11 protein-coding genes, 1 tRNA gene and 1 pseudogene are annotated in these 18,487 nt (G+C 62.4%); 5 read left to right on the top strand and 8 right to left on the bottom strand.

All coding sequences use genetic code 11. The features are described 5' to 3' along the window. Nucleotides 1-1,394: 1,394 nt before the first annotated feature. A pseudogene (locus ABZ851_RS10820) lies at nt 1,395-2,309 on the bottom strand (site-specific integrase); the annotation flags it as partial. Here ABZ851_RS10820 and ABZ851_RS10815 point away from each other — a divergent pair. After that, nucleotides 2,266-2,643, top strand: coding sequence for an ATP-binding protein (locus ABZ851_RS10815; RefSeq protein WP_361124735.1), 378 nt, complete (start codon nt 2,266-2,268; stop codon nt 2,641-2,643). The pseudogene ABZ851_RS10820 and the gene ABZ851_RS10815 sit on opposite strands and share 44 nt — an antisense overlap. A gap of 47 nt (nt 2,644-2,690) precedes the next feature. Continuing rightward, on the top strand, nt 2,691-3,020 hold the full coding sequence (locus ABZ851_RS10810) for a hypothetical protein (RefSeq protein ID WP_361124964.1): 330 nt from the start codon (nt 2,691-2,693) through the stop codon (nt 3,018-3,020). A gap of 366 nt (nt 3,021-3,386) precedes the next feature. On the opposite strand, the gene ABZ851_RS10805 is transcribed toward ABZ851_RS10810, so the two are convergent. From ABZ851_RS10805 to ABZ851_RS10790, 4 genes are all read right to left on the bottom strand, one after another. After that, nucleotides 3,387-7,901 (bottom strand): DNA translocase FtsK, encoded by a 4,515-nt coding sequence (locus ABZ851_RS10805; protein WP_361124733.1) that lies wholly within the window; start codon nt 7,899-7,901, stop codon nt 3,387-3,389. A 20-nt stretch (nt 7,902-7,921) separates the two neighbouring features. Continuing rightward, nucleotides 7,922-9,412 carry a hypothetical protein gene (locus ABZ851_RS10800; protein ID WP_361124731.1) on the bottom strand — a complete coding sequence of 497 codons (1,491 nt, stop codon included), beginning with the start codon at nt 9,410-9,412 and terminating at the stop codon, nt 7,922-7,924. Next, nucleotides 9,409-11,001, bottom strand: coding sequence for a hypothetical protein (locus ABZ851_RS10795; protein ID WP_361124729.1), 1,593 nt, complete (start codon nt 10,999-11,001; stop codon nt 9,409-9,411). The genes ABZ851_RS10800 and ABZ851_RS10795 overlap by 4 nt, the downstream gene beginning before the upstream one ends. A 107-nt stretch (nt 11,002-11,108) precedes the next feature. Further along, nucleotides 11,109-12,962 (bottom strand): Druantia anti-phage system protein DruA, encoded by a 1,854-nt coding sequence (locus ABZ851_RS10790; protein WP_361124727.1) that lies wholly within the window; start codon nt 12,960-12,962, stop codon nt 11,109-11,111. Between the two features lie 588 nt (nt 12,963-13,550). Between ABZ851_RS10790 and ABZ851_RS10785 the strand changes: the two genes are divergently transcribed. Together ABZ851_RS10785 and ABZ851_RS10780 are read left to right on the top strand one after the other, a co-directional pair. Beyond that, entirely contained in the window at nt 13,551-13,934 is a 384-nt protein-coding gene (locus ABZ851_RS10785) for a hypothetical protein (protein WP_361124725.1), read from the top strand. A gap of 73 nt (nt 13,935-14,007) precedes the next feature. Next, nucleotides 14,008-14,084 (top strand) — tRNA-Arg (locus tag ABZ851_RS10780). 254 nt (nt 14,085-14,338) lie between these two features. Here the strand turns inward: ABZ851_RS10780 and ABZ851_RS10775 are convergent. Both ABZ851_RS10775 and ABZ851_RS10770 read right to left on the bottom strand, forming a co-directional pair. Further along, nucleotides 14,339-15,223, bottom strand: a complete 885-nt coding sequence (locus tag ABZ851_RS10775) for an aminoglycoside phosphotransferase family protein (protein WP_361124962.1) — start codon at nt 15,221-15,223, stop codon at nt 14,339-14,341. Nucleotides 15,224-15,461: 238 nt separating this feature from the next. After that, complete coding sequence (locus tag ABZ851_RS10770; RefSeq protein WP_361124723.1) at nt 15,462-16,748, bottom strand: cytochrome P450; 1,287 nt, start codon at nt 16,746-16,748, stop codon at nt 15,462-15,464. A gap of 739 nt (nt 16,749-17,487) precedes the next feature. Here ABZ851_RS10770 and ABZ851_RS10765 point away from each other — a divergent pair. Beyond that, nucleotides 17,488-17,859 (top strand): hypothetical protein, encoded by a 372-nt coding sequence (locus tag ABZ851_RS10765; RefSeq protein ID WP_361124721.1) that lies wholly within the window; start codon nt 17,488-17,490, stop codon nt 17,857-17,859. Nucleotides 17,860-17,892: 33 nt separating this feature from the next. Here ABZ851_RS10765 and ABZ851_RS10760 read toward each other — a convergent pair whose 3' ends face one another. Then, complete coding sequence (locus ABZ851_RS10760; RefSeq protein ID WP_361124719.1) at nt 17,893-18,405, bottom strand: DUF6624 domain-containing protein; 513 nt, start codon at nt 18,403-18,405, stop codon at nt 17,893-17,895. Between the last annotated feature and the right edge of the window lie 82 nt (nt 18,406-18,487).

Here is an 18,487-nt window from a genome sequence, read left to right as displayed (position 1 = left end):
GCACGACTCAGGGAGGCAGAGACACCCCCTCCCGGAAGGCGCCTGGAGGGGGTTTTACGGGTGTGACCTGCGCGCCTCCCTGCCTCCCTCATCGCTGATCTTCGCAGGTCAGATACGGGGAGGCACCCCAGGGAGGCAGTCAGGGAGAACTCCCTGCCTCCCCGGCACCTCCCTGTGCACCTCCCCGCGGAAGCGGAACGATTCTCGGCCGTGCCGGGCTAGTGCATTGGCCGCTCATGCGGCGGCGTTCCGGCGGCCCGCGTCAGGCAGTCGGTTCGGTTGTTCTTCAGGGCGTGCGACACACCTCCGACACACTCTGCGTCGCCACACTCCCCCTGATCCGCTCCGCCGCAGGTCATAGCAGGTGTGAGGCATCAACGGCGCAATCACTCCGGAGCCGTGTGCGCAGGTTCGAATCCTGCCGGGGGCACCCTGTATGAGGTGCCTAAAGACCCCGCCATCAGCGCTTTCGCTGAGACGGGGTCTTCGCGTATGTGCAGGTGTATGCGGCCCGAAGCGACCCTATGTCGGGGTCTGTGGACGAGGCGTGGACGGGATCTTGGGGCATTCCCGCAGGTGATGAGTCTTCTGAGAGTCAAACAGACCTACCTTCCTGTCGGCTCGGTCTTGAACCATGTGCCGAAGGGTAGGGAGCATGGGCATGGCAGGTAGCCGTCGCGTCGCCTGCCGACTCACACCTGGACGAGTTGGGGATCTCGTGGATGTGACAACGCTTGCGGTCACGCTCATCAGTGTCGGGGGACCCTGGGTGGGGCAGTGCTCAGCCGGCGCGCCAGTTAGGCTGAAGCGGCGGAGCAGAACCGGCGTGCCGACCGTGATGAGCAAGCGCTACAAGCAAAGCGCGAACTCTATGCCCGTCTGAACACCGCAGCTCGCGCCTATCGAGTCGCCGCCCGAGACGCTGTCCTAGCAGCCGAACGCGGTGAAAGCCTCGACTCGGCGCTCCTCAACGCCGCCAAAGATGCCTGGGCTGACCAGTACTCCCAGGCCCAAATGACACTGGCGAAGGATGTCCTACAAGTAGCCTCGGCACTCAACAGGTCGCTCGGAGTTGGGTACTCAGTCGTCAAACAGTTGCCGAGCAGCCCCGATCTCGGCGGGGCGTACCAGCGGGCGAAGACATGGTTCGGCGGCCCTCTGTCCGATGGCGTCTATCTACTACGGGTCACGTTGCGGCACGAACTGGGTGTCGAGGTCGATCCCCACTTCGCACAGACCCGTATGCAGATTCTCTCCGCGCTCCGCAACGCGCGGAATGACCTCGATCGCCTGCTCACGACAGAACGATCCCAGGCCGCTGGACGCGACTGACAGGCAGCGCAGCAATGAGGCCCCTGGGAGATGCCAGAGGCCTCGGACGCGTGCAACTGGTCTCACCCGTACTCGCGGAGCAGGTCCTCAATGCGCGGGTTGGCGACGTCCTGCCGTCCGTCGAGGCACTTCGCGTACCGGGTCAGCAGGACCTCAACGCTGTTGCCGGCGCGTTCGACAACCTCAGTGGGATCCACACCAGCATTGAGCCACGTTGACAGCGCCGAGTGCCGAAGGTCGTACGGCCTACTCGCGAGCGGCGAGGCCGCGCCGGCCGGCGGAAGCGCCAGGAGACGAGCCTCCTGCCACACGCGGTATTAGGTCGAGGACGGGGCGACCGAACCCTTCTCGCTGAAGAAGAGCCGCCCGTCTTCCGCCGTGCCGAACGTGGCCAGATGCTCGCGCAGCACGGCGACGAACTGGGGCGGAATAGGTACACGCCGAACGTCCTCAGTCGGCCGATTCTTGAGCCTGCGGTCGTCGTGGGTCTCCCCCGAGTCGGTCCGCTGCTTGCCGACCGAAGGCCAGGTCCGGTGGAGCAACGCCGATCCCCAGCCCTGCTCAGAGAGGACAAGGTCAGTCTCGACCAGGCCGACCGCCTCAGCAGGCCGCAGGCCACCGAAGTACATCGCCGCGAGCAAACCGACGAGACGCCGACCGCGAGCACGCCGATAGCCGCCCACGTAGGACACCGCCGCCAGGAGGTTGCGAGCCTGCTCCGGATTGGCGACAACCCGCGGGTCCACCTGGCTGGACACCTTGGGCTACCGCCAGCGAACAGCCGTGATGGGGTTCTCTCGCAGTTCCCCCAGGTCGACGGCGTAGTTCGCCGCGTTGACGAGCGTCCGACGCTTACGCCGCACGGTTTCTGCCGCTGCTGCCGTGCCGTCGAGCTTGAGCTTGAGCTTCAACGAGTCGAGGACTGCGCGTGCCGTGGCAGGTTCGCTGAGATCAGCGAGCGGTCGAGCCGCCTTGGACGTGCGAGGCTCGCCCTTAGCCGAGGACGCCGAGTTGATCGTGAGCGAGCTGAGCGCGAACGCGATTCTCCACACGGCCAGCGGCCAGGCATACGGCAGCTTCCACCTAGCCGTTGCGGTCTCGGCGCAGGTAGTCGCCCTGTCCGTCACGGACGACGGAGGCGCCGACACAGCACCTAAGGTCGAGCACCAGGACCAGGACGCCGAGCACGGCCGGGGACTGGGCATGATCAGCGCGATCGCTCATCGAGTCGTCGTCCACCACAGCGACCAGGGGCACACGGTCACCGCCGAGCTGTACGCGGACGCACGGCGGGGAGACCACCTGTGCTGATGAAGCCACCGTAGTGGGGTTACTGGTGCGAGTGCTGGACCGAGGACCTGGCCGACGGATGGCAGCCGGCACGGCTGGCAGCGTTCGACGCCTACTCGGCACCGCAGGCGGACCGTTGGGTGGCGGTCACGCTGCGGACGATCTCACCGGCCCTGGACGCGGACGCGTCTGACGAGGCTTGGGAGTGGCTGTACGAGGGCCGTATCGAGACCCGTCGAGCTCTGCTGCGATCCGAGCCGTGCACGGTGTCGGTGACCCACGCCAGCACGCGGATCACGTGGATGATCCGTCCGGTGCTCTTCCTGCCACTCATGCACCGACACGGCGCCGAACTCCCGGCCTGCGCCCAGACCTTCAAGCCACACTCGACGGGGTGAGTTACAACTTTCTCTACTGGTTCAAGGCGGCTCGCTCCGCTCCCCGCGCGCGGCCCGGCCCCCGGCCGGGCCTGCGCTCCTGTCTCCGCCCCGCTCCAGCCCGGCCGGCGCCCGTACCGCGCTCAGAGCAATCAGCCACTTGATGCCAGAGAAGGGATACGTCGTGGCTGGGGCGGTCGGCTCCACGGCTTTAGGCAGCCACTTTGGCGCGAGCCTCGAAGATCATGGCCCCAACGTCGTGCTTTACCGGCAGGTCCACAGACTGCCCGACGCGCCGGAAGCTTACGGGGCCAGGATCACTCGCGCCAAAGCAACTCCAGCCCAAAGCCGCTCCGCCGACCTAAGAGTTACAAGCGTCTGCTGCATCTAAACCGCTGTACCGCCAGAGACAGGAAGATATGGCCCTGGTGCAGAGAAACCCTGTAGACGAACCAGACCTTGGTGCGGAGACGCAAAAAGCATGTCGCCCATTGGTAGCAGCCTTTCTGCGCCTGACGCATCGAGGATGACTCTGCTATCCGTCGCACTCCTCACCATGAGAGAGAGGCGCGCGAAGTTGGCCTTCATTACCCCAGGCACGATCTCTACGCTTGGACGCTGCGTCGCAGTGATCAGATGCCCCCCAACGGCTCGAGCCCGCTGAACGAAACGGGTAACCAGAGTTTCGAAGCGTCGACGATCCGAAGAGGAAAGTGCAATTTCGGAGAACTCGTCAATCACAACAACTAGCGGCCTCAGCGGAGCATCCATACCGCGTGCGGCTGCATCCTCGCAGAGTGAAACCACATCGGTGATGTTCTTCGGATCAGGACGATACATCGCCGCTTCGGCATACTGATTGAAGGTTTCGATGCGCTCCGGAATGCGCCTCTCCACGATGTCACCGAGTAGATCCAGAGCTCCGTCGGCCCCGAGATGATAGTCACTGCTCTGCCGAATCTGAGGCGCTCTGGCGAGATCCCTGAAGTCCCCCATACCCTTAGCGTCCAGGAGCACTAGGTCGAGAGCATCGAAAGGGTACATTCGCGTAAGTTGCCACAGGATGGAGCGGAGCAAAGTACTCTTTCCGCTCCCAGTTGTGCCAGCGATCAGGAGATGGGGAAGCTCGTGCAGCGGCACCCAGAACGGGTTGAATTCATAGTCTGTACCGAGAGCTACCGAGATGGCATGCCCAGCCGGAGCCACCAATTCTGATACATCTGCGATGCTCCGCTGCTGCCGCGGGATTTCAAGGACTGCATAGCGCGCCCGTCCGGCAAGGTTATCGACCCGGATCCCGGAAACTCCAAGATCGCGAGCAATATCCATTTCTTGATTTGCCAGTGTTGAAAGCCTGGCTCCCGGCTCCAGCTCAAACGGAACCCGCAAAACTGATGGGCCGGTAACAATGTCCTTCTCGTTCAGACTACGCAGGGGAACATTACGGGCTCGCAAAGCATTGACCACTTGCTGAGCTAGTCCGGCGCGCTGCGCTTCGTCATCCCGCTTCTCCGCCACCTTCTCAGACTCTGACCGCGTCTGTGTATCTTGCTCGACATCAGTGGTGGGCGTCCTAGACGTCTGAGGTTCGACTGCTGTCGCCGTCATGGCATCCTGAGGCGTTTCTCCGCCGAGGCTGGAAATGAGTTCACCAAGGTAGCCGGGGACGGCTACTTGATCTCTTCCATGACGCAGTGCACGTCGCAACCAATCGCCGCCCAGGACCTTCAATGGCAGGCCGGCCTCTCCGATCCGGTCAGGGAGGTTGGTCTGTGGGGCATCAATACCCACCACCACGACCTCGCCATCCAGATGGACCGGCGCCGAAGAAGAATCCAGCTTGAAAAGATCGTTCAGACTACGTAGACGTTTCCTGTACTCAGGCCAGTCCTGAACGCGAGTCTCTTCCCACTGTTGCAACGCTTCCAGGAAGACCTGACGCTTAAGAATTTCGCGACGGCTCGCGGCGAAGAGGTCCCTGCTGGACTGAGCAAAGACGCCGCGCAGGACATCCATCATCTCGAGTACTTGGCCAGAGGCCTCGTGCACATGCGGAGGAATGGTTCCGCCGTCCAAGGCATCGCGAGTTGACTTAACCTCAATTACCTTGACGCATGGTCCGCTTTCGGTCCATTTGATTTGCAGAAGATCAGCACGCCTGTTGCTGCGACGACGTTGCAGCCATTTGCGCGCAGCATCAGTGTCCAGGCTCATAACCAGACTGCCTTCGTCCTCCTGTAGCTCAGCTAGGACTGCAGCAACCCCGATCCTTCCGAGGATCGCATCATCGCTGAGCGGTCCCTTAGTCCCGAAAAACCCTAGAAGCCCTTCAGGAAGAGCACGGCGAACCGTGTTGGTAAGGAAAGTCATCAGACTGTTAGGTTCGGGGTCAAGCCAACTGTTTCCTTGCATCATGCGCAAAGGCGGGTCGACCAACAACGTCAGGTCCCGACAGTAAACGTAGGCCGTGTGCGAACCTGTTCCTACCCGCCCAAGAAGGTGGAGTCGTCCGTCATATCCGCCCTCGGAGAGTTGCTCATCAACAGACTCCGGCGGCTCAATGGTCTCTGGTGCAGCGAGGGCACTCGTTGACTCAACTAGTACTAGCCAACTGGTTGCCTGCCCGAGCTCTGAAAGATGAGTGGTTTCCCCGGGTGAAAGCAGCGGACTGCGATCCAGTTCGGCTGGATCGGCACTGGACAGTTCACTCTGCTGATTTAGGAGCGCAGCCAGACGACCAGACGCCGCGGGCTTAATGACGGTCGTGCGTTTGTGCGTAACAAATGTCCACTCTGTGACAACGCTCCCCTGCTGCTCCGACTGCAGGAGGCTTCCGAACCCAGCGGTCCCACTGTCGGAGACGTCAAACAGGAAGGTCACGTGCGGCGCTCCGCCGTCCTGAAGCGCAGTCAGGTCAGGATCCATTTCGAAGATCTGCACATCTACACGGCTGCGGTCATCGTGTTCCGCTGCAGCTGCCGCAACCAAGTTCCTGATCTCGGTAGCGTTCTCCCGGCTGAAAACGCGCAAGACAATGCGCATCGCAGAACAAAACTTAGGATCTTGCAACCGCTCGAAAAGACGTCGCACTACCGTCGGAGTGGGACGGATCAAGGCAACGCACAGACTAAGCTGCGCGAACGGATAGGCTACAAGGAACCGATCGATGACTTGCTGGACAGCATGCGTCGTCTCAGGCGTACCCGACGCGAGTCGCCTCTTTCCATAGACTGGTTCTCCAGTCTCAGAAATACCGGAGAAAGCCAAGGCCTCCGGATCTTTCCCTATTACGATTCCCAATGAGGGTGCAGCAGGATCGATGTTGGCTGACACAGTATCGATGAACTCGCTGTCCAGTTCACCAACCGATTGCATTTCGCGGAGCATCGTCGCCGCCCGAACCCGCGGCTCGAGGACGACAGGGTGCAGCGGCAGAAGGCGGGCGCGAGTTCCCTCGGAGTCGCGCTCTGCAACGACGTCCACCAGCGTGAGAGAGTCAGCCAAGCGCTTCACGAAAGTGGCTTGTTCGTTGGGGATCTCCTGGCGCATCTGCCTGAGAGCTGACCAAAGGTCTTCCCACGAGGATACGAGCTCATCACCTTGGCTACGCAGAGTCTGTGAACTCACGAAAAGCCTGAGGCCTTCGGTTGCGATGGACGGTGCGAAGTGAGCCAGAGCCATTCTGCTATCGGCCAACCGGTCGAAAGCATTCAGAGCCAGACGTCCAGCAACGGGCGCATCATCAGCCAGATCCTCGAGATCCTGGCGAAGATCTCCCAGTGACTGCCACTGTGTGGATGTGCCGAATTTTGAGGTAGTTCCGCCAGCCATAGAGCCGTAAAACGTCGCTAGGCTATCCTCAGCGGCCGGCTCCTCGCCATCCGGACTGTCAAACAGCGTGCTGGACTCATCTGCTGCCTGCACCGAAGCGCCCGGCTCAGCGGCGACCAGAGACGGGTCGTTAAGCACCTGCTCCAAGCTCGGAGCATCCCATGTCACACCGCCGCTATTGAGGTCGAGTTGATTACCGCCGTCATGATCTCGAACAGCTTCAAGTAGATCCGCTTCTGAGACCTCTCCTGAATCGACCAACTCCAAGATATCAACTCGGTCGTCCGGACCGTGGGTGTCATCTCTGAATCTCGTACGTGAGCGGATCGCGGCAACTCGCATAGCATCAATGACGTCGTCCAGGTTCAACCCTGCAAGCAGTTCTCTCCTGCCAGACCTGCCGAATTCTCGGAGCTTGGCGTACTCGGCAGTGGAGTTTGCGATGAACCGCTGGAGAGTTCCCGGATCTGCCATCCTGACAGAATCCACCGTCTGCTCATTCAACTGCAGACGATTCGGATCGATTGATTGGGCAGTTCGGTGATCGGGCAGCAAACCCAGCCGCCAAAGGAACTTGCGCGAGAGATCGCCACTCCCCGGCTTCAGCGGGTTCAGGGCAGCGCAATAATCTGCCACGTAGTCCAGTGGAACGTTGCGCTCTTGCAAGGCAGCCAAAAGCGGCACAACGTTATCGCTAACTCCCTGCGCGTCTTCGGCTCCCAGGGTGGCAAAAGCTGCGCGCCTTACTTCATCGGCAGTTACCTGTGGCACATTCATCAGCCCATGGGCCCTATTCCGATGAAGGTCACCAACTACGAGGATTGGGCGCCTCCCCTCGTTTCGCCAGCGGATGGCTACCGTGACCCGATCTGTCACATTGTCGCGCTCGATCCGAGTAGAGGCGAAATTTGCAACATTAAGTCCAGCCACCTCTTCAGAGAGCCGGCTGATGACCCGCTCCAGAGGCATTTCAGGTGATAGGAAGGGAAGCCGTAGGTAACCGTAGCCTGTCTCAAACTTACTTCTGACGGTTACGCAAATTGCCTCGGTGAGGACATCCTGAGCATCCATTGCCGACCCCTCTGCACGGTTCACCGGACGTTCCAAATCTTGAGCGGGTTTAGCACCTCTGTTGTGTTATCGCTGTAGGCACGAGCTAGGCCAAGGCGCGTCAGAAGGTCTGCCAATACATCCCTGTTTGACTCCAGCTCCGACTCCGATGCTCGCGGCGCCATGGAGCGCGTTTGTTCTGTTGGGCCCACTACGATGCCGAACCGAGTTTCAAGCCTCGTTAGAAACTCGTCATAGGAGACTTCTGACTCTTGCTCTTCGAGCACAGCCAGGATGAGCGTCGTTATTAGGTTCGCTTCAATGCAGAAGCGCTTACTCGTGTTCCCCCTACGCGGCGCCAAAAAGCCGCAACGTCGAGCATGATGGTCAAACCACTGCGAATAGCTCTGCGCCATTGTTGTCTTGAGGAGATCAAGCAGCACCAGCGCGACTGGTCCGCTGAGATCCTGCGGAGCATGTGTCGTACTCGCTTTAGGGGTCAAGCGTTCGAGGGCCTCGGGAGTCTTCTCAACCAACAGCCGGCTACGCTCGAGGCGCTTCTCCTTTGCTCCTGCTGAGAACGGGACCGTCTGCAGGAGAAAGGCTTCCGCAGCATTCTTGTCTTGCACCGCATCCCCAAGTCGCTCGCGAACGGTCCGCTGCAATCTTGATGCGATCCAGTTGTCCATAGCACTGTGCATCAGAGGGAGTGAGCCTCGAGCGGATGAGTCGAGAACAGTATCTGCATCTGGGGAAACTACTGCCAGAAGCGGTGTCAGGCTGCCAGTAACCGACAAGTTCGGAACTTGGGCGTATGCGAGAACACATACGAACTCTATGGCATTGGCGAGCACTTTCAGCGCGTCGAGGCTATCAGCAGCCACACTGCCTAGTTGCACCGCTCGGCGTAGCAAACTGCCGAGGTTATTCGCGAACTCTTCGGTGACATGGTTCGTTACCCACGGAACCGGGCGGACCTCCGAGATGCTGAAATTGCTCGGATCAATCGGCCCTGCAAGGGCTGACTGCAGCACCCAGTACGGGTTTGGCTGCGTCTCACAAAGGCGCTCCACCAAAGACGTGAGCGCACCAGCCCCAGAGGCGTGATTAAGTAGGAGGGAGGCGCAGAGAATCCCCATTGCCGCACCCGTACGGTCGTTTGTGATAAAGGCCGGATGCGCAACTTGGTATGACTGCATAGAAGCGAATACTGCTTTATCGCCTGCTAGCAGCGCCCTCAGCAAATGGCGAACTGAGTCTAGCTCGGCAGAACATGCCGGGACCTTGAAGGGAATTGGTGCCCGCGCAAGTACTTGCCGAAGAGGTTGTTCAGCTGTCGCCCACGAACTGCTGTTTCTGGCAATCAGAGCGCTCGCCAGTTTCGGCGCTCGAGGGCCTACCAGACACTGCGCGAGGAAGCCATTCAGCACATGGACAGGCTCCGCATTCGTGGTGGCCGTGCTGAAAACAAGAGTATCCGTGACGTTCTCTCTGAACCATGGGGTTAGCTCGATGCCAGCTACGAACGTCATGGATTCACCTCAATTTCGGGGCGGCGCCCGCCTCGCACGGTAACTTTCGTAACCACACCAGTAGCGTGATCAACTGCAATGATCTCGGGATCAGTTTCGGGTCTGGCCGGCGCCTGACCAATGAAGAGATCAAGCGCCATGTCGAGCGCCTCCTGAGTCCTATCCGAATGAACTGTTCGAGGCTGATGCAGCTGACGCCATGTTGCATAGTCCAGCGAGAGGACGGCGCCGCGACCTTGTTTCCATGAAAGCTCAAGTTTTGACGGTTTAAATCCGGCGGATTCGACCCCGTGATCTTCGTGGAGATACGGCAACCGCACTGTAAGTTCATCCGAACTAATGGATGCGCTAGCAGCAAGTACGGATGGCCGAGTCACAGCCGTGAGTCGATGGTGTCGACTGAGATGTAGTTGCTTACCTGTGCCTACCGTGAGGCGGTATCGATTTATTTCAGCGACTACCCGCTGGACTGCGCGGTGCGGCTCATCTCGAGCTTCCTGAAGGAGATCCACGTAGTCTGGGATATGCGACTGCCTGTCGATGATTTCCTCAACACGCAAGTCGGATGCAAGAAAGAATCTGGCACGCTTGGCCGCCGCGAAGGCCTTGAGTGCCCCGTTTCGATCTTTTCTGTGGATGACAGCAGGATTGAACAGCGGTACTTCGGGTGTGACGCCAACTCGTTCGTTGTTGCCTAGCCATAGATGACTGTCAACGGACGAATTCGCGGTGTGGATAGGGTCGAATTCTCGGCTAATCATTCGACCCAGAGATGTGGCAGGGTCGAAGACTCTGGACCACCACCATCCAGCCAGCTTCTGGACGTCACGTCCACGAGGCGGGCATTGCCAGCCGAAGAACAGTTCCGCAAGGAATACCCACAATTCTCGGGCCGTGAGTCGGAGTCCGGACTGCCCCAGCAGTGATAGGAGCTTTGTGAGGCGGTCAGCCGCCTGGGGCGACCGAGCCAACAGGTCTCGGCCAGCGGTACGCGGGCACGTAGTGTCATCACCACATGTGCGGCAAGGATCGACTGCAGGCAGTAGGCGGTCGAGGGCACGCGTGACGAAACCCGCGTGAACCAGTTGCCGGCCCGCAAGGTTGACCAGGAGGACACCGCTCGGATCGTCCATCTTCTCGCCCCGAGCGCGGGCGTGCGTGACCTCACGCACCTGCTCGTAGAGCCCTTCGCCTTGGAGCCGCGCCAGCGACGACAGCGGGCCCTCGTTGAGGGTGATGACGAGTTGGCTGCCGTTCGCAGTAGCCGCATGGGTCCAGGCAAGGATCGCTTCATCGTCCAGCGTTGCCGCGTCACGGATGAACAGGCGATCCCCTGGAGCCAGGGCCGCGGGAGAGCGATCGTCCGCCTCAATGGATGGCTTCGGCGCACTCGCGTCGAGGGCCATCGACAGGAGATGGCTCTTTCCGTCTCCTGCGTTGCCAGTGATCACTACGTGTCGGCCGTCGTTGAGAGCCTGTGTCACAAGCCCAACTAGGGAGTCCTCGACGTTGAGTTGCCGTCTGACCTCAACAGACCAGGAGTCTGCGTACACTTCGCCGCGTCGGAACAGCGTCGCTAGGTCTGTCATCGATGAGTCGCGGATGATGGCCGTCTCCCCTGTGCTCTGTCCACGTTTCCCCACGGGTCACGTTACAGAAGGCGACTGACAATCACCTGCAACTTCAAGCAAAACGATCAGAGGGCGAGCGTTAGTTGCTCCGGCTCGTCGGGGCGCTTCGGTTCATCGGGAACTGGCCCGACCTCTCGCATCATCCCGGCAAGTTCATCGATGAGGTCTGGGGTGCATCGGGCTTGTTCGGCCAGGAGGGTGCCTCGCGCGCTGACCCACCGATCCCACCACTGCTTCGCGAGATCGATCGCTGTTGCCCCAGACACGTCCCTGGCAGCCTCCCACCCCAGCAGCACACCTCCTGGGTCATGGACCAGAGGCAGGGCATACATGGGGCGACGGGTGTCGTGTCTCCTCAGATCAGGAAGCCCCAATCCGGACAAAGCCTTTCCAATTGCCCTAAAGCGTGCACTAGCTCCTTCGCCAAACGTTCTTGTGATGTGCGAGTACCCATCGGCTGCCACGTTGTATTCATCGATCGCATCAATGGTGTCGGCTGCAACATGGAACGATCCAAAACCGCGCGTTTCACCGATCCGGATCCATCTACGCCCGCCGCTAGTAGCTCGATTGTACTGGGAACTGTGACCTGGGTATAGACCGCTGGTGAATACTACGAGTGGACCCGGATTTGGAATTTTCTCTCGCACCTCGGGCTTATATACGGTGGCGGCGATCTGCCCCAGAGGGCGATCCCGACCCCAGGCTTCGAGTACCGTCTCGCTGCCGGCTACCGAAGCCGCCAGTTTGCCCGCCCTCATAGGGCCGAAGGGTGGCGCAGCTCCACAGACACTCATTTCGAGAGCAACAAAACCCATGTGATAGTGCCAGATCTTTCGCAGACCTGAATCCACCAAACGTCGCATCAGAACATTCTCACGAAGGAATTGAGCGGCATTCGGAGATTCAAGGCAGGCCCGGAGACCGGCAAGCCCAAGGCTGAGCTCGGCAGCAGTTTCAGCGCGCTTGGTCTGCGCCAGGAGTTGACGGGAAAACTCCCGCTGACCCAACTTGCGGGCGTTGTTGTAGGCGATACGCAATCGGGCAGCCAGTTTTTGCAAGCTTTCCGCTTGCTGCGTGCCGCCAGAAAGATCGATAGGCGGAAGCCCATCTGGATTGACTGCGTCAAGCAAAGATGTCAGCACCTCTACCGTGGCAGAAATTTTATCCTTGGCGTCAGGAACTCCATCCAACCGGTCAACAAAACCTCCGGGGCCGCCTTCTGAGTTTCGCGAAGTGAGACCAAGCCATGAGTCCCTGCAGCGGATCTCAGGGACCACGTTGCGGAATTGCGCAACCCCCAGAGGAGTTCCCGGGAACTTTCTGTCCTCCAGTACCACCGAGACCTCGCGGCCTGGTGCGCTAGCATCCGGAGTCATGGACCATGTGGCTCTTACGGCTCGCCACACCGCCCTCCCAGCGCCCTGTCCTGCCACAGTGAGCTGCAACTCTGGTGGACCGTCCGCAAGCGAAGCGATGCATTCCTCCGAGCGATACTGACTCTTGGTGAGTGTCCCCAAGAGGCGCTCAAGCGACTTACGCTGTCCCGGAATCCTCAAAGCGTTCGTTCGTGCTTGCCGATACAACTTTCGGAGCGCTTCACGGCGTTGCGCTTCGTCAGCGTTCTCTGCCTCGAGTAGAGGCGCCAGAACGAGGGCGTCACCCTGCATCAAAGGGTAGTAGCCCGAGTCAACGTAATCCCGAAGGATGAGGAGGGTTACACGGAATGACTTAGCAGTTGGAGTGTCTTGTCGGCAGCTATCAGCCTCCCGCTTGAGCACTTCGCGGATCTGACTGGGGAGTGCTCCGTCTAGCGATTTGACGATCTCCTTGAACTTGGGTCCAAGAGCGCCAAGTTCCTGCGGCTGGAAGTCAACTAGCTTATCCACGGGAACAAGCAAAGTGGTGCGGTCATCCATAAGCACAGGGTAGCTGCTCGAGTCATCGTGAGGGAACGTTAGGGACAGAGACCCATCGGCCTCGTGCCACTGGACCTGCACCGGTCGCCCATCTGCCGGCGTTCCCCTGTCATCCGCGTTCAGTGGACTCCTCCGATCATGACCTTGCCGCTGGCTGCGCACCGTGAAGGCTACCGGCTCACCGCGGTTCTTCAGCATCAGGCGGCTATGCAGGCGACTTAGTCCCCGTCGCTGGGCCAAGACGAAGATCGTATGCAGCCGCCAAGTGGGCCGTGGTCGCCAGCGGCGCCAAGGGTCGCCACGGCCCGGACGCAGCCCTCGCGTCGCTCCGCCACCTCTAGTCCATGGGTTGACTCGCGCAGGTGGCTGTGCGCCGCAAGGGAGGGGGTCTTGCCCTGACGTGACGGGTGGGTGCGTCAGGTCGCCGAGACGACGACTGCGTGTCAAGAGGCCGCGGCAGTGACGTGTAGGCGACCTCTCCCACTCTCACGACACTGAGCAAGCAGGCTCGGCCGCCCGGACCGCGTTGGTAGGGTTCATCACAAACCAAACCCCTTACATGACCGTCTCGCCCCTTAGGGAATCAGGATGCCCGGCTCGCCCAACAAGGCCACCGATGTAGCCACCGCCGCAAAGTTGATCTCCGATCATGCAGTCGGAGCAACCCTGAGTTCGTTTCGAGTGTTCGGAATCAATAGTCTAAAAACCTACTTGGACCTTGATGTACTCATGGATCAAGTCCTTGAGTCTGCGGAAACAGTCGAAAACATCCTGCGTCTGAACTTTACACGTCATTCGATTGATATCGACTTGCAGCGGACGGGCTCCGTGGCCTGGCATACTATCGACAGTGATTCTGTCAGTAAGAATCCCACGGGGAGATTCACTTTCAGTAACGGATTTGCCTTGACGCTCGCTGAGCCTGCAAAAACCAAGCGCATTGCGTTTTGGGTCAGGGAACCCTCCACCTGATCGAACTCGCTCAGGGCGACAGTCCGTAACGGACCACCCGTGGACGGAAAGGGGCGGCGCAGAAGCCTCAGGCGCCCCGGCCTGCGGTGATGCGCTCAGGCCAGACGGCCTCCGGAGCCGTGTGCGCAGGTTCGAATCCTGCCGGGGGCACCCTGTATGAGGTGCCCAAGACCCCGTCACCAGCGGAAACGCTGAGAACGGGGTCTTCGCGTATGGGCAGCCGTGTGCCGCCGGAGGCGGTCCTGCTCCGCCGAGCCGCACGCGTCGCTTCTCCTTGATCAGTCGTGTTGATGTGCCATGGGTTTCCTCTAAAGGCCTTCGGGCGGCCGCGGTTACGGCGGTCACCGAGCCGTGGTGGCGGGCTCGGTGCCAGGACGGCTGAGCCCTCCCGGAGTCAGGAGGTCTCAGCCCTCTCCCAGCACCTCTCGGATGACGTGCCGGGCGTTGTGTGCCATCGCGGGGTTCGTCGTCCGGTAGTACGGCAGCGCGATCAGGGCCTGGGAGAGCGTGCGTCCGCGGCCGCGGTGCCAGGTGGCGTCGTCCACGCCAAGTGCCTCGCGGAAGGTCTCCCTGGCGTGGGCCGGCAGCAGGTTCCAGGCGGGGAACAGATCGCAGGCCGGATCGCCCCGCCCCGTGCACCCGAAGTCGATCACCGAGGTCAGCCTGCCGTCGTTCAGCAGCAGGTTGCCCGGCATCAGATCGGCGTGCAGCCATACCGGCGGGCGCTCCCAGTCCGGCGTCCGCAGCGCGTCCTCCCAAACGGCGGCCGCGGCATCGCAGTCGACGCCTTCCTGCGGGAGCCCGCGCAGTTCCTCGATCGCCGCGCGGGTCGATGCGTCGAGCGAGGCGAGCGGTCCACCGCGGTGGGCCATCGGCGCCCGGGGCAGGGTGATGCTCCGCATCGCCCTCACGAAGCCAGCCAGATCCTCGGCCAGCGGCACGGGCTCGCTCAGCGCCCCCGCCGCGGGGTTCTCGCCCTCCCGCCACCGGTACACCGACCAGGGCCACGGATACCCCTCGGCGGGCTCCCCGGCCCCGAGCAGTTCGGGGATCGCCGTGGGCAGCCGGGAGGCGAGGCGGGGCAGCCACTGCTGCTCCAGCGAGATGTCCTGGGCTCCGCCCTCCACCAGGGGCAGCCGTACGACCATGTCCTCGCCCAGCCGGTACATGGCGTTGACCGTGCCGCCGGACGGGAACCGTTCCACTGGCAGCCCCGCCCACTGCGGGAACTGCCCGGCGGTCAGTTGCCGTACGAGGTGGTCGTCGATGGGGTGCTGGCCGGGATGCATCGGCGCTGGGCTCATGAGGCGCCATCCGATCGCCGGGGCGGGCGAGCGTCAATCGCTTTTCCGGAACGCCTTTTCCGAGCCGTGCCGCCGCTTTCCCGGTCACACGCCGCGCCGGCCCAAGAGGCGGATGAGGTTGCGCTTGCGCTTCTGTTCGGCGCGGAGGGCGGCCGGTCGGCCCGGGGCGCGGGGCAGTGCCGCGCCGGTGCCGGACACCGCCGCGGCGCCGCAGGGGTTGTGGTCAGCCGTCCAGCCGGACCGGGAGGGATTCGATTCCGTAGACGATCGAGAGTTTGCGGAATTCCAGTTCCTCCGGTGTGGCGGCGAGGCGCATGTTCGGGAAGCGGCGCACCAAAGCGGGGTAGGCGGCGCGGAGTTCCATGCGGGCCAACTCGGCGCCTACGCAGCGGTGGATTCCGTAGCCGAAGGCGAGGTGGGAGGGGACATTGCGGGTGGGGTCGAACTGTTCCATTTCCGGGCCCAGTTTGCCGTCCCGGTCCGCGCCGCTCAGGGAGCACAGCACCACGTCTCCGGAGGAGATCTTGACGCCGCCGATTTCCAGGTCCTCACGGGCGAAGCGCGGGAAAGCGACCTGGACGACGGTCAGGTGGCGGAGAAGTTCCTCGACGTAGCCGTCGACGACGTCGTCGCCGTCGTGAAGGGCCGCGAAATGCTTGGGGTCCTGGAGGAGGACCAGGGCGCCGAGGGCCAGCATGCTGGCGGTGGTTTCGAAGCCGCCGGTGAGGACGCCGTCGGCGAGGCCCGCGAGCTCTTCGTCGCTGACCGAGTCGCCGTGTTCCTTCACGATCATCCCGAGCAGGCCGTCACCCGGATTTTCGCGCTGCTTTTTGACGATGTCCCGGAAATAGGAAAGGGATTCGGATATGGCACCGAAGGAGGCATTTGCGCCACTGAAAAGGTCGAAGCGGGCGGCGCTGAGTCGTTCGAAGTCGGCGCGGTCTTCATAAGGGACGCCGAGGAGTTCACAAATAACGAGGGAAGGGATGGGGAGGGCGAAAGAGTGGACGATGTCGACCGGGTCTCCGTTTTTCCCCTCCTTTTCCATGGCGTCGAGGCGTTCCTCGACGATCTCGTGGATACGGGGGGTGAGCCGGCTGAGGCGGCGCATGGTGAATTCGGGGGTCAGGAGACGACGGAGCCGGGTGTGCACCGGCGGGTCGGCGAATCCGAGTCCACCGGGGTTCTGTTCGGCGCCGGCGCCGGCCTTGCCGACGAGGTTGGTGAAGTCCGAACTGAAGGCATTGGCCTTCCCCAGGACCGCCTTGACCTCGTCGTAGCCGGTGACCAGCCAGACGTTGGCGGCTATCGGCACGGGGAGCTTACTGACCGGCTCCCGCTCCCGGACGGCGGCCAGATCGCCCACGGGGTCGAGCCCATCGCGTCGCAAGGGCATCAGGACGGACTCGGGCAAGAAAGACATTCGAGACAGGTCGAACCCTTTCTTCCGGGTTCTCGCCAGATACATACGGCCGGCCCAGGCGATGATCCGGGAACGGAGAGTCGTCATGACGCTAATACTGCCTTTCGTCGAGGGGGACGGTCCCCCGCGCTCCGCGACCCAAGGCGGCCGGAGCGGCACGGAACCTCCACTCGGCGCGCATCGGTGTGACGTACGCCATAGCCCCTCGCTTACGGTGGTCATGGCACTGGTCCATGCCATCGACCGATGTCTTCGGCCGTCCGCATCAGCGTGACGAGCTCGGCCTCGGCCTTCTTCTTCTATTCGGTCCGGACGAGTTTACAAAGTGCCATTGGGCGCGTTCACGGAACAACCCGGAATGACCCCGAGTGGACCCCGAGGCACCCCTGACATACCCCCGAGGTGCCCCCGGAGTGCCCTTGAGGCGTCCTTGCGATGCCCTTGAGGCACCCTTGGCCCCTCCTTGGACGCGCCTCCTCCGCCCGTAGCCTCCCGCGGCCGGCGGCAATTCCGATGCCCGGGGAGGGCGAGCGGAGCCGGGTGGGCGACGCCTGCCAACTCACCTCATCACGGATGGTGATGAGTTGCGGACTCTCCGGGGTCTCCTTAGCGTGAGAAGGGAACGAAAGTGAGCGGCGGGCCCGGCGTGGTGCGAGAGAGCGGCGCGGTAGCGGGAAGCCGCACTCACAGCCGGGGAAGGGTGCGACAGGAACCGCACCGGCGGCGCGCAGGCCCCGACCCGTCCGTCAGGTGACGCCCGGCAGCTTCGCTCATCCCGCCCCGCAGGGAACCCACCCCCTGGGGCCCCCTTCGCAGGAGGAAGCGCATGTTTCCGCAGTCGAAGTCCGGCAAGTGCGGCCTGTTCGGTCTGTCCGCCCTGTGCGCTCTTTCCGGTGTGCTGGCCGGAGCCGTCGCGGCCGGCCCGGCCCTGGCGTCCGACGGGAGCGAGGGGGACAACTTCGCCGTGTACGAGGGCCATGTCGTCGCCGAGGACGGGCTGGTGGTGCGCATCGGCCCGAGCACCCGCTACCGCGTGGTCGGTTCGAAGGAGTACGGGTCCAAGGTGGGGATCGTCTGCCGGGTCAAGGCGGAGCGCATCGAGGGGAACCCGGTCTGGTACAAGCTCTCCGATGCCTCGTACGCCTGGTCCTCCCGGCGGGACATCGTGAGCGACGGGGAGGCCCCTCGCTGGTGTTGAGGCCGGCCGGGCCGCCGTACCCCTGGCAGCGCCTCAGCTCATGGCGAACCGGGCGACGTACTCGTCGAAAGGCTCGATGCCCACCTCGCCCCGCAGGGCGTCCATCCGCCCGGGGTCTTCGCAGGGCCACGGGACGGGGGCGCCCCCGACGATGCCCGCGATCTGCGTGCCGTAGATCTGCTCGCGGCCCTCGTTCACCAGCGTGCGGTCGCGCAGGAAGGCCAGCTCGCGCGGGCTTGCCGAGCCCGCCTCCACCGCCTGTTCCATGAGCCGGAGCGCACGCCGCTGCACATCGAGTTGACGGTCGGCATGCTGCGCCACCAGCCAGGCGCCGCGAGCGGCAGCGTCGCCGACCAACTCCGCCGTCGGCCAGCCGTACTCGTCCATGATCTGGTGGAGCCGGTCGCCGTGCTGCGCGGTGAGGCGGCGCCAGGCCAGTTGTTCCGCTGGGTTCTCGCTGTTCGCGCCGGTTGAAGCACGCTGGTCCGCCTGCGCCATGCGGATGAGTTCCGCCGACAGGGCCGCCGTGCTGTTGTCGTTCGTCACGTTCGCTCCATGGCCTGGGCACGCGGTCTGCGTGCGCGGTCTGCGCCTGAGGTGGGCGCCTGTGGTCTGCGCCTGTTCCGGT

The sequence above is a fragment of the Streptomyces sp. NPDC047049 genome (assembly GCF_040643995.1).
GTDB lineage: Bacteria > Actinomycetota > Actinomycetes > Streptomycetales > Streptomycetaceae > Streptomyces > Streptomyces mooreae.
The sequence above is the reverse complement of the archived record's forward strand: the minus strand, read 5'-3'. Positions and strand labels throughout refer to the sequence as shown.

Coding starts and splice junctions, on each gene's coding strand:
- ABZ851_RS10805 (WP_361124733.1), bottom strand. CDS start 7,901: ATGGATGCTCAGGATGTCCTCACCGAGGCAATTTGCGTAACCGTCAGA.
- ABZ851_RS10800 (WP_361124731.1), bottom strand. CDS start 9,412: ATGACGTTCGTAGCTGGCATCGAGCTAACCCCATGGTTCAGAGAGAAC.
- ABZ851_RS10795 (WP_361124729.1), bottom strand. CDS start 11,001: ATGACAGACCTAGCGACGCTGTTCCGACGCGGCGAAGTGTACGCAGAC.
- ABZ851_RS10790 (WP_361124727.1), bottom strand. CDS start 12,962: ATGGATGACCGCACCACTTTGCTTGTTCCCGTGGATAAGCTAGTTGAC.
- ABZ851_RS10785 (WP_361124725.1), top strand. CDS start 13,551: ATGCCCGGCTCGCCCAACAAGGCCACCGATGTAGCCACCGCCGCAAAG.
- ABZ851_RS10775 (WP_361124962.1), bottom strand. CDS start 15,223: ATGCATCCCGGCCAGCACCCCATCGACGACCACCTCGTACGGCAACTG.
- ABZ851_RS10770 (WP_361124723.1), bottom strand. CDS start 16,748: ATGACGACTCTCCGTTCCCGGATCATCGCCTGGGCCGGCCGTATGTAT.
- ABZ851_RS10765 (WP_361124721.1), top strand. CDS start 17,488: ATGTTTCCGCAGTCGAAGTCCGGCAAGTGCGGCCTGTTCGGTCTGTCC.